Source organism: Nonomuraea marmarensis (genome assembly GCF_043197025.1).
GTDB classification, from domain to species: Bacteria; Actinomycetota; Actinomycetes; order Streptosporangiales; family Streptosporangiaceae; genus Nonomuraea; species Nonomuraea marmarensis.
The window spans coordinates 98008-111833 of record NZ_JBICRM010000003.1 but is presented as its reverse complement, the minus strand read 5'-3'; the positions used below and the strand labels follow the sequence as shown (position 1 = coordinate 111833).

The 13826-nt window shown below is 68.7% G+C and carries 11 protein-coding genes; all 11 read right to left on the bottom strand.

The features are described from left to right. Nucleotides 1–164 precede the first annotated feature (164 nt). The 11 genes from ACFLIM_RS05925 to ACFLIM_RS05875 all read right to left on the bottom strand — a co-directional run bounded on the left by ACFLIM_RS05925 (nucleotide 165) and on the right by ACFLIM_RS05875 (nucleotide 13824). Nucleotides 165–1646, bottom strand: a complete 1482-nt coding sequence (locus ACFLIM_RS05925; RefSeq protein WP_393162721.1) for a sulfatase family protein — start codon at nucleotides 1644–1646, stop codon at nucleotides 165–167. Nucleotides 1647–1687: 41 nt separating this feature from the next. Continuing rightward, complete coding sequence (locus ACFLIM_RS05920; RefSeq protein ID WP_393162719.1) at nucleotides 1688–3058, bottom strand: sulfatase-like hydrolase/transferase; 1371 nt, start codon at nucleotides 3056–3058, stop codon at nucleotides 1688–1690. Further along, nucleotides 3055–4416, bottom strand: coding sequence for an ABC transporter substrate-binding protein (locus ACFLIM_RS05915; RefSeq protein WP_393162717.1), 1362 nt, complete (start codon nucleotides 4414–4416; stop codon nucleotides 3055–3057). The genes ACFLIM_RS05920 and ACFLIM_RS05915 overlap by 4 nt, the downstream gene beginning before the upstream one ends. A gap of 13 nt (nucleotides 4417–4429) precedes the next feature. Next, nucleotides 4430–5071 carry a hypothetical protein gene (locus ACFLIM_RS05910; RefSeq protein ID WP_393162715.1) on the bottom strand — a complete coding sequence of 214 codons (642 nt, stop codon included), beginning with the start codon at nucleotides 5069–5071 and terminating at the stop codon, nucleotides 4430–4432. Continuing rightward, nucleotides 5068–5976, bottom strand: coding sequence for a carbohydrate ABC transporter permease (locus ACFLIM_RS05905; RefSeq protein ID WP_393162713.1), 909 nt, complete (start codon nucleotides 5974–5976; stop codon nucleotides 5068–5070). Before ACFLIM_RS05905 ends, ACFLIM_RS05910 begins: the two co-directional genes overlap by 4 nt. After that, complete coding sequence (locus ACFLIM_RS05900) at nucleotides 5973–6908, bottom strand: carbohydrate ABC transporter permease (RefSeq protein WP_393162711.1); 936 nt, start codon at nucleotides 6906–6908, stop codon at nucleotides 5973–5975. Before ACFLIM_RS05900 ends, ACFLIM_RS05905 begins: the two co-directional genes overlap by 4 nt. Nucleotides 6909–7069: 161 nt before the next feature. After that, nucleotides 7070–8110 (bottom strand): LacI family DNA-binding transcriptional regulator, encoded by a 1041-nt coding sequence (locus ACFLIM_RS05895; protein WP_393162710.1) that lies wholly within the window; start codon nucleotides 8108–8110, stop codon nucleotides 7070–7072. Between the two features lie 442 nt (nucleotides 8111–8552). Continuing rightward, nucleotides 8553–10079 (bottom strand): MFS transporter, encoded by a 1527-nt coding sequence (locus ACFLIM_RS05890; RefSeq protein WP_393162708.1) that lies wholly within the window; start codon nucleotides 10077–10079, stop codon nucleotides 8553–8555. Beyond that, nucleotides 10080–11153: a Zn-dependent alcohol dehydrogenase gene (locus ACFLIM_RS05885; protein WP_393162706.1), complete on the bottom strand. Its 1074-nt coding sequence runs from the start codon at nucleotides 11151–11153 to the stop codon at nucleotides 10080–10082. It abuts the gene before it with no gap. Continuing rightward, nucleotides 11150–12622 (bottom strand): aldehyde dehydrogenase, encoded by a 1473-nt coding sequence (locus ACFLIM_RS05880; RefSeq protein ID WP_393162704.1) that lies wholly within the window; start codon nucleotides 12620–12622, stop codon nucleotides 11150–11152. Before ACFLIM_RS05880 ends, ACFLIM_RS05885 begins: the two co-directional genes overlap by 4 nt. Beyond that, nucleotides 12619–13824, bottom strand: a complete 1206-nt coding sequence (locus tag ACFLIM_RS05875; RefSeq protein ID WP_393162702.1) for an NAD(P)/FAD-dependent oxidoreductase — start codon at nucleotides 13822–13824, stop codon at nucleotides 12619–12621. Before ACFLIM_RS05875 ends, ACFLIM_RS05880 begins: the two co-directional genes overlap by 4 nt. Between the last annotated feature and the right edge of the window lie 2 nt (nucleotides 13825–13826).

Here is a 13826-nt window from a genome sequence, read left to right as displayed (position 1 = left end):
GGATTACGGAGTGGCCGTCTCTTGTCACATGGATCTCACCCGTACCAGTCCAAGGGCTTGATCACCCGCACACCATCTCCCTGGACGTGAACCCACGCTTCAGGGTGAAGACTCGTTCCCGCCGGTCTCCTCCGTCACCGTGACCGTGTCAGCGGTGCCGGATCTTACCGGTCGGTGCCGAAGCCGGTCACCCCTCGCGACAGATCGAACTGATGGATCCGGGTCAGCGGCCATTCCGCGTACGGGAAGGTCCGCAGCACATCGCCGTCGAAGGCCTCGGCCACGCCGTCGGACCGGAGTTGCTCGGCCAACACCGCGGTCAGCCGATCGGCGTCCGCCGGCCGCTCCGCCTGCACCGGCTTGATCTCGTGCGGATCGGCCGCGAGATCGAACAGCAGCTGGTGCCCGCCGTTGGCCAACCAGATCAGCTTCAGGTGGCCTTGCCGGACCATCGCCTTGAACCGCCGGGTGCCAGGTCGCCCGTGGTAGCCGAACAGTGTCTCCCGGGGCGGCGCCGTACCGGTCAGCAGGCCGAGCAGGTCACTACCCTGCCGCAGCTCCGGCTGCCCGGCGGCGGAGGTGGCCAGGCCGAACAGGTCGGTCAGGCAGACCAACTCGGATCGATGATCACCGGCCGCGATCTGCTCCGGCCAGGAGATCAGGAACGGGACCCGAGCGGACGCCTCGAAGAAGCTCTCCTTCTGCCAGCCATGATGATCACCGAGCAGGTCGCCGTGATCGGCGAAGAAACAGATCACGGTGTTGTCCGCGTCCGGTCTTCGCTCCACCGCGTCCAGCAGGTCGCCGATACAACCGTCGATGTAGCTGATCTCGCCGTAGTACCGGGCCTTCAGCGTCCGGGCCCGGTGCGAGTCGACGTCCTCGGCATAGACCAGGTGGTTCATCCATGGGATGTGCTGATCAAGGTGATCGATGTCGCGATCGCCGCACACCGGGTCGGGCATCTGGTCCGGGTCGTACATCCGGTTGTACGGCAGCGGCGGCGCGAACGGAGGATGAGGGCCGATGTAGGACACGAATCCGAACCAGGGCCGGTCGTCGTCGGCGGCCATCAGCCCGATCGCCTCCCGGGTGGCCCAGGACTCGACGGTGCAGTCCGCTGGCAATGGGCTGAGCTGCGGCATGTAGTACATGTCGGTCCGCTCGCCCATCAGCGCCTCGATCCAGTCGTACTCGGGATGTTCGGTCGCGATCCACGACGCGTACGAGTCCCCGGCTCGCTGCTCGGGGCTGGCGTAGAACTCCTCGCTGTGCCGCTGCACTTCGTAGCCGACCGGCGCGTCCCAGGGCACGGTGTGGAACTTGCCGACTCCCCAGGTGCGATACCCGCGCAGGCCCATCGCCTCGGCCAGGTACGGGCCGCAGCAATCCCGGATCGCGGCGTGCCCCCCGTCCGGGACGGTGTTGTCGTACACCCCGGTCCTGGTCGGCTCGCATCCGCTGCGCAGCGTGTAGCGAGCCGGAACGCAGACCGGGCTGGTGGAGTACGCGTTGTCGAAGACGGTCCCGCGGGCAGCCAATCGATCGAGGTTGGGCGTCGCGAGATCGGTGTTGCCGAGCGCCGCGATGGTGTCGAACCGCTGCTGGTCGGTCATCACAAACAGCACGTTCGGGCGGGTGGACATGAACGGGTCTCTCCTCACAAAGCGGGTCAGCGGCCTGTCGGTCATCGCGGCGGTGCCGGCAGCAGCCGGGCCCGGTCGCCTCGCAGGGCGGACTCGCGGGCGTTCCAGTCATCGATCAGGCCCAGTTGGGTCAGCAGCCGGTCGGCCGGCGGGAACGCGTCTTCAGCTTCCGCCAACAGCGCGGCCAGCCGGGCATCGGCCTCGGCGACCCGGCCGGCCGACGCCGGGTCGGCGACCAGGTTGTCCAGCTGCCAGGGGTCGGTGCGGTCGTCGAACAGCAGCCAGGGCCGGCCGTCGACGGTACGTGCATAAGTCAGCTCGTCGGTGACCATGCCCCGCCATTCGCCGATCCCCTGGTCGTACCCGTTGTCGAAGCTGACCCAGTTGCCGATCAGCAGCTCCGGGCGCAGCGGCCCGCCGGATCGGAGCTGATCGCTCAGGTCACGACCGTACGCCCCGATCGGGGGCAGCCCGAGCAGTCCGAGCAGGGTCGGAGCAAGATCGACCAGGCCGAGGAGGCCGGCCGGGCGGTACGCGGGAACGCCGGGTGCATTGATCACCATCGGCACCCGTACGGCCTCCGCGTACGGGCTCTGCTTGGCCCGCAAGCCGTGGGCTCCGAGCATGTCGCCATGATCGGAGGTGACCACGATGATCGTGTTCTTGCGTAGCCCGAGCCGGTCCAACGCCGCCACGATCCGGCCGATCTGCGTGTCCACCGCCGTGATCGCGCTCCAGTAGAGCCGCTGCACCTCGCGCTGCTCGTCGCTGTCGGGCGTGTTCGGCGGCACCGTCATCCGGTCGATCGGGTAGCCGGTCCGAAGGTGCACCGGCACCGAGTCGTACGGGTCGTGTGGCGGGTTGTAGGAGACCGTGAGAAAGAACGGGGCGTCCTGCTCGGCGAGGAACTCCACTGCGAGGTCGGTCTGCACCTCCGGCTCGTATCCGGTGAACTCGATCCTGGTCGGGCTCTCGGTGCCGACGTAGTAATGACCATCGACGTGATCATGAGAGCAGTCGACCCCGGCCCAGTGCTCGATTCCCGGCCGTGCGGCTGGCGGCACCCACTTGTCCCGGGGCAGCCCGGCCAGATGCCACTTGCCGATCCAGCCGGTCTGGTACCCGGCGCCGGACAGCGCCGTGCCCAGGGTCTCCAGCCGCGGCGACAGCGGCAGGTCGTTGGCGACCACGCCGTGCTGGTGGGGCAGACGACCGGTGAGCAGGCTGGCCCGGCTCGGCCCGCAGACCGGCGAGCTGGCGCGACCGCCGGCGATCGCGGCGCCGCCGGCCGCCAACCGATCCAGGTTCGGGGTGCGGACCTGGGAGACTCGTTCTGTCGTGCCTTCGAGCCAGCCCTGGTCCTGCCCCCGCCACTGATCGGCCAGCAGCACGACGACGTTCGGAGCCGTCACGCCTGGAACTCCTGCGGGTCGATCTCGCCGCTCTTCACCGCGGCGTCGTAGGCCGCCTGCATCCGCTGTCGCATCGCGGTGAGTGCCGGTTCGAGCGCCGCCGACGGGTCGAGCAGCAGCTTTTCCACCGTCTGATCGACGCTCTCCCCGACCACCTGCAGCAGGCCGCCAGGCGTCTTCGGCCACTGCCGATCGAGTTCGCCCGGCCGGAACTGCTGGAGGAGCGCGTTGTCCTTGATCGCGGCCGAGTCCCAGACGGCGGCGTTCAGCGGCGGCGCCGCCTTCGCCGCCAGCGCCTCCTGGACTCCGTCGCCGACCATCACCTCGAAGACCGCGGCGGCCTTCTCCGGGTTCCGGCTGGTCGACGAGATCGCATACGGGTAGCCGGCGTTCATGGGCGACCGCACCAGTTTCTGCCCGTCCGGCACCGGCAGCGGGGCCGCGATCGCCTTGACCTTGCTGCCCAGATCGACCAGCGAGGACACGACCGAGCTGCTGCTGATGTACATCCCGGCCTCTCCCTTGCCGAAGGCGTTGATCGCGACGTCGCCGGTCAGGGTCGCGGCGCCCGGGTAGGCGGTCTTGTCGGTGATCATGGCCCGGTAGAGTTCCAGTAGCGGCGCGTACTTGGTCGACTCGTACTTCTGCATGGCCGCGTTGAACAGCCCGAACTGGGCCAGCGCCGGGTCACCCGCCATCAGCGGAATGTCGACGCTCCATTGCCGGAACCCGGTCGCCTTGATCGGGATCAGCATGCCGAACGCGTCACCGTTGCCGATCTTGGTGATCGCGGCCGCTGCCTGCCGTACCTCGGAGAAGGTCGCCGGCGGCGAGTCCGGGTCCAGCCCGGCCTTCTCGAACAGGTCGGTGTTGATCATCATCCGATTGGTGAACGCGGTGGTCGGCACCGCGTACGGCACGCCGCCCCAGACCAGCTCGCTGTTCTTCTGGTGGTACGGCGCCGCCTTGTCCAGCACGGCCTTGTCGATCAGGTCCGGCAGCGGCCGGACCCACCCGGCGGCGACGAACGCGCCCAGCTGCGCCGAAGGGCTGTGGAACACGTCGGGCGCCCGCTTGGTCTGGAAGCCGAGCCGGACGATCTCTTCGTACTTGTCCGTCGCCTGCGGCTCGTACCGCACCTGGATGCCGAGGGATTTGCCCTGCTGCTCGTTCCAGGTGCGGAAGAACTCCTGCCGGGCCTTGGCGTGCGCGCCGGCCCGATCCCAGACCACGATAGTGGTCAGCTCCTTCGGATCGGTGGAACCGGTCGAGGAGCCGCCGCAGCCGACGAGGGCGACTGTGGCGCCGGCAGCGAGTGTGCCGAGGAAGCCGCGGCGGGTCAAGGAGGAATCGATCATTGAGGGGCCTTTCTCAGGCAGAAGGAACCGGGCCAGGGGGGATGGCGTCTCGAACCGCGGCGGCTCGGTCGCGGAGCATGATCACGAAACTGGCCGTGGCCGCCGGCAGCGCGATCATCAGCAGCGGGCCGAGGTACGGCACCTGGGTCGCCAGGAAGGGCCCGGCGACGGCGGCGGCGATCACGGCCACCGCCGCCGTCAGCGCCAGCTCGATCCTGGACAGCGCCAGCAGGTAGGCCATCCGCAGCGCCGCGACGGTACGGCCGGTCCGTTCGAAGATCACCACCGACCACGGGACAACCAGCAGCCAGGTCACCCCGGCCACCACGCTGGTGATCAACACCAGCCAGCCGTACGGTCCGCCGGGCGATGGTCCGAGCAGGCCGATGAGCACCAGGACGGCGATGCCGAGATGACAACCGGCCAGCGGCAGGGAAGGCAGCAGCCCGCGGGCCAGGAACCGCAACGTCTCCCCCGGTCCGAGGGCGGCCTCGCCGCCGGCGTACCGGCGTTGCTGGGCGATCAGCCACAGGGTGGCCGCCGGCGCGGTGATCACGGGCAGGCTCAGCAGCAACCAGCAGCAGCTGGTCCAGGCCCAGAACCACCAGCGGGACCAGCCGCGGAGCAGGGCACCATCCGGAGCGAACAGGGTCATCCCTTCACCGACCCGTCCGTCCAGCCGCGGACGAAGTGCCGCTGCAGCACGATGAAGATCACCACGATCGGCACCAGCGCCATGTTCGCGCCGGCCAGCACCGTGTTGTACGGCGTCATTCCCTCGGCGGCGTCATACTGCAGCGCGCTCACGCCCACGACCAGAGTGCGCAGGTCGGGTGCGGCGAGTGAGAACACCAGCGGCACCTGGTAGTTGTTCCAGGAGGCCTGGAAGCCGAGGATCACCGTGGTGGCGAGGATCGGCCGCATCATCGGGAAGGCGATCCGCCAGTAGGTGCCGAACAGCCCGCAGCCGTCGACCCGGGCCGCGTCCTCCATCTCGGTGCCGAGGCCGAGCACGAACGCCTTGATCAAGAAGATGTGCACCAGCATGATCCCGGCCAGCTGGACCAGCGCGATCCCGAGCAGGTTGTCCAGGCCCAGCGCCTCGGCGATCACGTACTGCGGGTAGAGCGTCGCCGTGGTGAGGCCGACGAACAGGGTGCCGACGTACAGGCCCTCGAGGAACCGCTGGCCGCGGAGTCGGCGCCGGGCCAGCACGTACCCGGTCATGCTGGAGGCGAGCGTGTCCAGCAGCACGACCAGGGCCGTGACGATCAGGCTGTTGACGAAATAGCGGGAGAAGCTGGCCGTGGTCCAGGCCTGGAGGTAGGTGCCCCACTCCCAGACCCGGGGCAGGATTCCACCGTTCCTGCTGAGGATCTGGTCCAGCGGCGACACCGAGGCGAACAGGCCGAAGATCAGCGGCGAGAGCATGATCAACGATGCCGCGATCAAGATCACGTGCAGCAGCACGGTCAGCGGGCGGACTCGGCGTCCGCGCCGGACCGGCACGTCCTGGGCGACCGTCTTGCCGACGGGTTCGGTGATGGCGGGTGTGCTCATGCCGCGGTCCTCCCGCTCCGGTTGATCCGCAGATAGGCCACGGAGATGATGCCGACGATCACGCTCGCGGTGATGCCGAGCGCGGCGGCGTACCCGATCTGCGGCACCGATTCCGGTTCGAAGAAGAACCTGTAGAGGTAGGTGAACATCACCTCTGTACCACCGGCCGGTCCGCCATCGGTGAGCGTCTTGACCAGGTCGAAGCTGCGCAACGTCCCAATGATCGAGATCAGGATCACCACCCGCGTCACCGGGGCCAGCATCGGCAGCACGATGTGCCGCAGCGTCGACCAGTGACCGGCGCCTTCCAGCGACGCGCTCTCCAGCAGCTCATTCGGGATCGTCATCATGCCGGCGAAGAAGAGCAACAGGTTGATCCCGAGGTGGGCCCAGACGCCGACCCCGATCAGGCTGCCGAGCGCGCTGCCGGCCTCCCCAAGGAACCGGATCGGCGCCTCCAGCAGGCCCGATCCGGTGAGCAGCTGGTTGACCGGCCCGCCGGTCTCCCGCAGCAAGAAGACGAAGATGATGCCGACGATGGCCGGCGACAGGACGTGCGGCAGAAATAAGATCGTCCGGTACACGGTGCCGGCGCGAACCCCGCGGAAGAACACGTAGGCCAGCACCAGCGCCAGTGGGATCTCGATGACCAACCGGCCGGACCCGAACTTCACCGTGTTCAGCACCGCCAGCCACCACTGATCGTCGCTGATCATTCGCTGGTAGTTGGCCGGCCCGGCGAACTGAGGCGCCGAGAACCCGTTCCAGCGCTGGAAGCTGAACCAGAACAACCAGCCGATCGGCAGCAGCGCGAAGGCGAGATACGGCAGCAGGCTCGGCAGCAACATCAGGCGGCCGACACCGTCCTCGCGCCGGTGCCACTGCGCGCGACGCGGCGTGGGCTCCCGTGGCGAGCGGACAACTGTGGACATCCGTGTCACTTCCTTGGTCGAGTGCGTCGGCCGGGCTCACGCCGATTCAGGCTCACCAACTCGGTTTCGAGACAACTTAGATCGATCTAAACGGGCAGGTCAACCTTATCTATATAAACCGGTAGGTCAACCATGAAATAGTTCACACCCAGCAAGATCGCTCAGTGACAGCCGCAGGACGCGCGAGCGTGGATCTCAGGTGCCGGAGGGGTACGACTGCCCTCGACCGGCATCCCCATCTCGGCCAGCAGCACCCGGCCGCAGACCCGGCCCAGCTCGACCGGGTCGGTGGCGACGCTGCTGATCGGCGGGTTCCACATCGCCGACTGGCGGAGGTCGTCGATGCCGAGTACCGCGCAGAGCGCCGCGTCGCGCGTACCAAGCCGCAACGCCTTGGCCAGGCCGTAGGCAACGTTGTCGCTGTGACACAGCACTCCGTCGGGCGGTGGCCCGGCCGCGAGCAACTCGGCGGCGCGGCGGTACGCGGCGTCCGCGGTCGCCTCCAGCGGCTCCGACCAGGTCGCATCCCAGTCGGCACCGGCTTCGGTGACCGCCCGCAGGAAGCTCTCCATCCGGCCGACTCGCGGCGAGGCCAGCGGGTCGCCGCCGAAGTAGGCCACCCTGCGGCAGTCGTGCACGGTGATCAAGTGCTCGGCGCCGAGCCGGCCGATGGCCACCTCGTCGGTGCCGACGAACGGCAGTTCCACCCCGTCGATGTGGCGCAGCAGCAGCACCGTCGGCAGACCGCTGCGGTGTATGCCGGAGAAATGCTCCGCGGTCGAGGTCAGCGCGGGGATGGTGACCACGCCGGCCGCCCGGTGCCCGATCAGCGACCGGAGGATCTGTCGTTGCAGGTCCACCCGGTCGACCGTATTAGCGATCATGACGAAGAACCCGACCTCCCCGAGCACCTCCTGCACGCCCAGCGACACCTCGGCGACGAACGGGTTCATCACGTCCGGCATCACCAGCCCGACCAGGTCGTTGCGCTGAGTCCGCAGGTTCGCGGCGGCCTGGTTGTAGATGTACCCCAGCCGCTCAGCCTCGGCCAGGACAGCACCCCGAGTCGCCTCTGACACCAGCGGGCTGTTCCGCATCACCAGCGAGACGGTGGCCCGGGACAGACCGAGCGAGTTGGCCACGTCGATCATCCGTACCCGGCGCACTCCAGGTCGGTCGCCCTGCTCCAGGCCTTCTTGCATGTCTCACCTCCCCCGCCGACTCGTACCGCGTGCATGGGCTGGAAGCATTGCCGACGGGCCCCCTCCGAACAAGCGTCCGATGATCATCACGTGATCGAGCGGCCTCAGACACCGAGGGCGAACTGCTATGCCGAGCGCTGGATCCACACGGTCCGAGCCGGGTGCAGCGACCGCGTGCTGATCCACGGTGAACGTTACCTGTGCGCGGTCTTGGACGAGTACATCGATCAACGAGGTAGGCCGTCAGGCGAGGTGCCAGCGTGCTGGTCCTTTTCTATGCAATAACCCGCCGTCGGCGAGGGGGCGTTCTCGCTCGACTCGCATCTGCGTGATCACGTGGCTCGCGGTGGCTGGCTGTTCGGCATGCCCGGCGGCCGGCAGATCGGGCACGCGCTGGTTCAGGCCGACCGGCAACGACCGCAATGACGCCGGCGTGGGTGCCTCATCGATCATGATTTCGTGGAGTGCGGGGTCGCTCGTCACCTGGACGCAGAGCCGCGCGTACGCCGTCATCCGGCTCGTCCGGCAGGACCGGTTGGGTCGCGTCGGGCAGATCCAGGCTGGTGCGCAGGGTGACCGGCTTCAGCAGGAGTGCCGCCAGGATGCTGAGGGCGGCGACGACGGCGCAGATGAGGAAGATGAGCCCGGTGGCGTCGCCGTATGCGGCGGCACGGTCGTGCGTGGCCTGGTCGGTGACCTGACGAGCCAGGACGGCCCCCAGGACGGAGACGCCGATCGTGCCGCCCAGGGAGCGGAAGAAGGAGACCGTGGAGCTGGCCGCGCCGATGTCCTTGAGGGGAACGGCGTTCTGCACGACGAGGACGAAGTTCTGCATCGTCATGCCGACGCCGAGGCCGGCGAACAGCATCGCAACACCCAGAAACGTCAGCGACGTGTCCTGGTCGATCAGGCTGAGGCCGGCGAACCCGATCGTGAGGAGAACGGCGCCGGCGAGGAGGAACGGCTTGATCTTCCCGATCCTGCTCATCAACCGGCCGCCGAGGATGGAGGAGACCAGGATGCCGCCCATCATCGGAATCGTCAGCAGTCCCGCCTGGGTGGCGGTGTAGCCGCGGCTGATCTGGAAGTACTGACCGAGGAACACCGCGCTGCCGAACATGGCGGTACCGACGACGAGACTTCCGACGATGGCCAGTGTGGTGGTGCGCTGCCGCACGATGCGCAGCGGCACGATCGGCTCGGCGGCGCGCGCTTCCACCCACACAGCGACGGACAGCAGGACCACTGCCGCACCGACCATGGCGGCGCTCTGCCAGGACGCCCAGGCGAACGCGTTGTCGACGAAGGAAATCCAGATGAGCAGCACGCTGACGCCCGCGGCGATCAGCGTCGCGCCCAGGTAGTCGATCTTCACGTTGTCGCGGCGGACAGTGGGGAGGCGGAGCGTTTTCTGAAGCAGCACCACGGCGACGGCGGCGAGGGGGATGCCGATGAGGAAGCACCATCGCCAGCCCAGCCACGAGGTGTCGACGAGCAGCGGACCGCCGATGGTGGAGGTGGCCGTGACGCTGCTGAGGTATCCGTTGTACCGGCCGCGTTCTCGGGGCGGGATCATCGCCGCGAGCGCGATCTGGACGAGGGCTTGCACACCGCCGACCCCGACGCCCTGCACCGCGCGGGCGGCGATGAGCTGGCCGGGATCCTGGCTCAGTCCCGCCGCGACCGAGCCGAGGACGAAGACGGCGACCGACACCTGCACGAGGGTCTTCTTGCTGAACAGGTCGGCCAGCTTGCCCCAGATCGGGGTGGTGGCGGTCGTGGCGAGCAGGCTCGCGGTGACAACCCACGTGTACTGCGTTTGCGACCCGTGCAACGAACCGATGATCTTCGGCAACGCGGTCGAGACCACGGTGCTGCTGAGCGTCGCGATGAACAGCGCGATGAGCAAACCGCTGAGTGCGACCAGAACGTGCCGGTGACCCAAGGGCTGTGCGCCTGCTGCGGACATCTAAACGATCACCGTGCGGATGCCGTCGGCTCGGTCGAGCATGTCGATGCCCTCGTTGACCTGGTCCAGCGTGATGCGCTGGGAGACCATCGCGCCGAGGTCGAGCTGGCCGGTCTCGGCCAGGTGGATGTAGCGGGGGAAGTCCCGCAGGATCTGGGATCCGCCCGCGACTGAGCCCTGGATCCGCTTGCCGTGTCCCATGACGGCCGCCGCGGGCAGCGTCAGGCCGGCAGTCATGTCGTGGGGCATCCCGATGAGCGTTACCGTGCCCGCCATGCGCGCCATGTCGAAGGCCTGCACCATGAGCTGGGGCTGCCCGACCACCTCGAAGGAGTGATCGGCGCCGCGTCCGCCGGTGAGGGCGCGGACCTGCTCGACGGGGTCGCCGTCGGTGGGGTCGACGGCGTGGGTGGCGCCCACCTTCAGGGTCGCTTCGCGGCGGCCGGCGGACAGGTCGATGGCGATGATGGTGGACGCGCCGGCGATGCGTGCGCCCTGGACGACCGCCTGGCCAACGCCGCCGCAGCCGATGACCGCCACGCTCGAGCCGGGCTGCACCCCAGCCGTGTTGAAGGCGGCGCCGAGGCCGGTCATCACGCCGCAGCCCAGGAGGGCGAGCTGCTCGTCGGGCAGGTCGGTCTGTGTGGCCACGACCGTGGCCTCGTCCACGACCATCGCCTCGGCGAACGAGCCACAGCCGCACAGAGCCGGTGCTTTCTGCCCGTCGGGCAGGTCGAACCGGGGCCTGAATCGAAACGCCTTGCGCTCGCAGTGGTGGGCCATTCCGTTGACACACCACCAGCACAAGCCGCAGGCAGGGGTGACCGAGGCGAGCACTCGGTCGCCGACCTTCACGCGCTGGACGTCAGGGCCGACAGCCTCGACCGTGCCGCAGGCCTCATGGCCGGGCACGAGGGGCGCCGTCCGGCCGGGGTTGCGCATCGCGGTGATGTCGGTGTGGCAGATGCCGCTGGCCGCGACGCGCACCAGCACGTCCTGCGGTCCGATGTCCGGCGTGGGCAAGTCTTGCAGCACCAGGGGTTCACCCGGTTCGTAGGCGACGGCGACTTTCATCGCGCATGTCCTTTCATGAGTGCGGGGGAAACGCCGATGGTGCGGGTCTCCAGGTAGCTGCGCAGGCCCTCGGGACCGAGTTCGCGGCCGATGCCCGACTCCTTGAATCCGCCGAAGGGCACCAGGGGCTGGGGTGGGTAGTTGGTGTTGATCGTGACCATGCCGGTGCGCAGGCGCCGGGCGATTCCCAGTCCCCGGGCTTCGTCACCCGTCCACACGCTCCCCGCCAGCCCGTACCGGCTGTCGTTGGCGATGCGGATCGCGTCGTCGTCGGTGTCGTAGGGGATGACACACAGGACCGGTCCGAAGATCTCCTCCTGCGCCACCCGCATCGCGTTGTCGACGTCGCCGAGGATGGTCGGCTCGACGTACCAGCCCTTCGGCAGGTGGGCGGGGCGACCGCCACCGCTCACCACTCGGAAGCCTTCCTCGGCAGCCAGCCCGATGTAGCCCTCCACGCGGTCTCGCTGCCGCTGCGCGACGAGCGGTCCGACCACTGTGGACGGATCGTGCGGGTCGCCGACCGACGTACCCGATGCCTTGGCCGCGGCCGCTTCCAGGGCCTGCGCGTAACGCGAGCGGGGTACCAGGATCCGCGTCTGGATCGCGCAGACCTGCCCGGCGTTGTGCATGCCCCAGCCCACCAGGCTGGTGATGACGGTGGGCAGGTCGGCATCGTCGAGGACGATTCCCGCCGACTTCCCGCCGAGTTCGAGGGAGACGCGCTTGACCTGGTTACCGCACAGGCTCATGATCCGTTTGCCGGCGGCCGTCGACCCGGTGAAGGCGACTTTGTCGGTACCGGGATGCGTCACCAGGTGCTCCCCCACCTCGCGGCCGCCGGGCACGAGGTTGAATACCCCGGCCGGCAAACCCGCCTCGTGCAGCACCTCGGCGAGGATGTAGTTGGACAGCGGCGACTCCGGCGGCGGCTTGAGCACCACGGTGCAACCGGCCGCCAGCGCCGGCGCCACCTTCCATGCGGCCAGCGTGACGGGGGCGTTCCAGGGCACGATCGCGGCGACCACGCCGACCGGTTCCTCGGTGACCAGAGCGGCGAGCCTGCCTGCGACCACCGGGCGTTCGAACGGGAAATCCCGGATCAGCTCGGCGTAGTAGCCGAACACCGGGCCGACGTGTGCCATCTGCGTAGGGGCCTGACTGATCGCCACACCCATCTCCTCGACGAGGACTTCCGCGATCTGGGGAGCGCGCGTGCCGAGCAACTCCGCGACGCGGGCAAGCACGTCGGCACGCTCGTTCGGGGTCATTCGTGGCCACGGGCCGTCGTCGAAGGCGGCCCGTGCCGCGGCGACGGCGCGGTCGATGTCCTCGGTGGTCGAGACCGGTACCTCGCCGACGACCTCCTCCGTTGACGGCGAAACGACCTTCAGGACCTCGCTGCCGGCCGGTTTGACCCATTCGCCGCCGATGTAGAACTCCCGGCGGTACATCACGTGATCTGTCATGACGCTTGCCTTTCCTTCTGCTGCTGTTGTGGCTCAACCGGCCAGGGAGCGTGGTCGACGACGAGTTGGCGGAGTTTGCGTAGTTCGCGGGGGCTGTTCCAGCCGAGCACCCCGACGACCGTGCCCCGCTCGCCGTAGGCGGCGACGAACTTGCGGCTGGCGAGATCCCCGTGCAGGACGGTGATGTCCGCGCCTTGCGGGAAGATGCCGTACGCCTGGATGCGGGCGTCGTACTGGTCGCTCCAGAAGTACGGGACGGGAGCGAAGGTCTCCTCCGCGCCGAGCAGGTTGGCGGCCACCGCCATGCCCTGCTCGGTCGCGTTGAGCCGGTGCTCCACCCGCATCCGGGTGCGGAAGTGCGGGTTGTGCCAGGACGCCACGTCCCCGGCGGCGTAAATGCCCGGCGCCGCCTGGCATGTCGCGTCGCACTCCACTCCGTCGCCCAGGGGAATGCCGGAGTCGTACAGCCAGCCGACGGCCGGAGTGGAGCCCACCGCCACCACGACCACGTCCGCGTCGAGCACCGTGCCGTCGGCCAGTTCGACGGCGATCACCCGGCCGGCGGCGCCCACGAACCGCGCCACCCCGACACCCATCCGCAGCGCGACGCCGTGGTCGCTGTGCAGCCGGCCGACCAGTTCCCCGATCCGGTCGCCGAACTGGCGGTGCATCGGCACCGGCAACGGGTCGACCAGCGTGACGTCCAGGCCCATGCCGCGAGCCACCGCGGCCGCTTCGGCGCCGAGGAAACCGGCGCCGACCACGACCACCCTCGGTTGGGTCAGCAGTGCGGCTCGCAGGGACAGGGCATCGTCGAGAGTTCGCACAGTGTGTATGCCTGCCAGGACGTCACCGGGCAGACGGCGCGGGCTGACACCGGTGGCGATGACCAACGCGTCGAACCTGATCCGGTCGCCGCCGTCCAGCAACAGCTGGTGTGCCGCGGTGTCCAACCCGACCGCGGTACGACCCAGCAGCAGGTCCGCGCTCAGTTTGCCGATGGCGTGCTCGTCGCGCAGCCGCACCCGCTCGGGCTGCCAGGCGCCGGACAGGACCTGTTTGGTCAGTGGCGGCCGGTCATACGGCAGGTGCCGCTCGTCGCCGACGAGGGTCAGTCCCCCGTCATATCCCTTGTTGCGCAGGGCCTCGGCCGCGGACAGGCCCGCGGCCGACGCGCCCACAACCACGACATGGCTGGGCATCG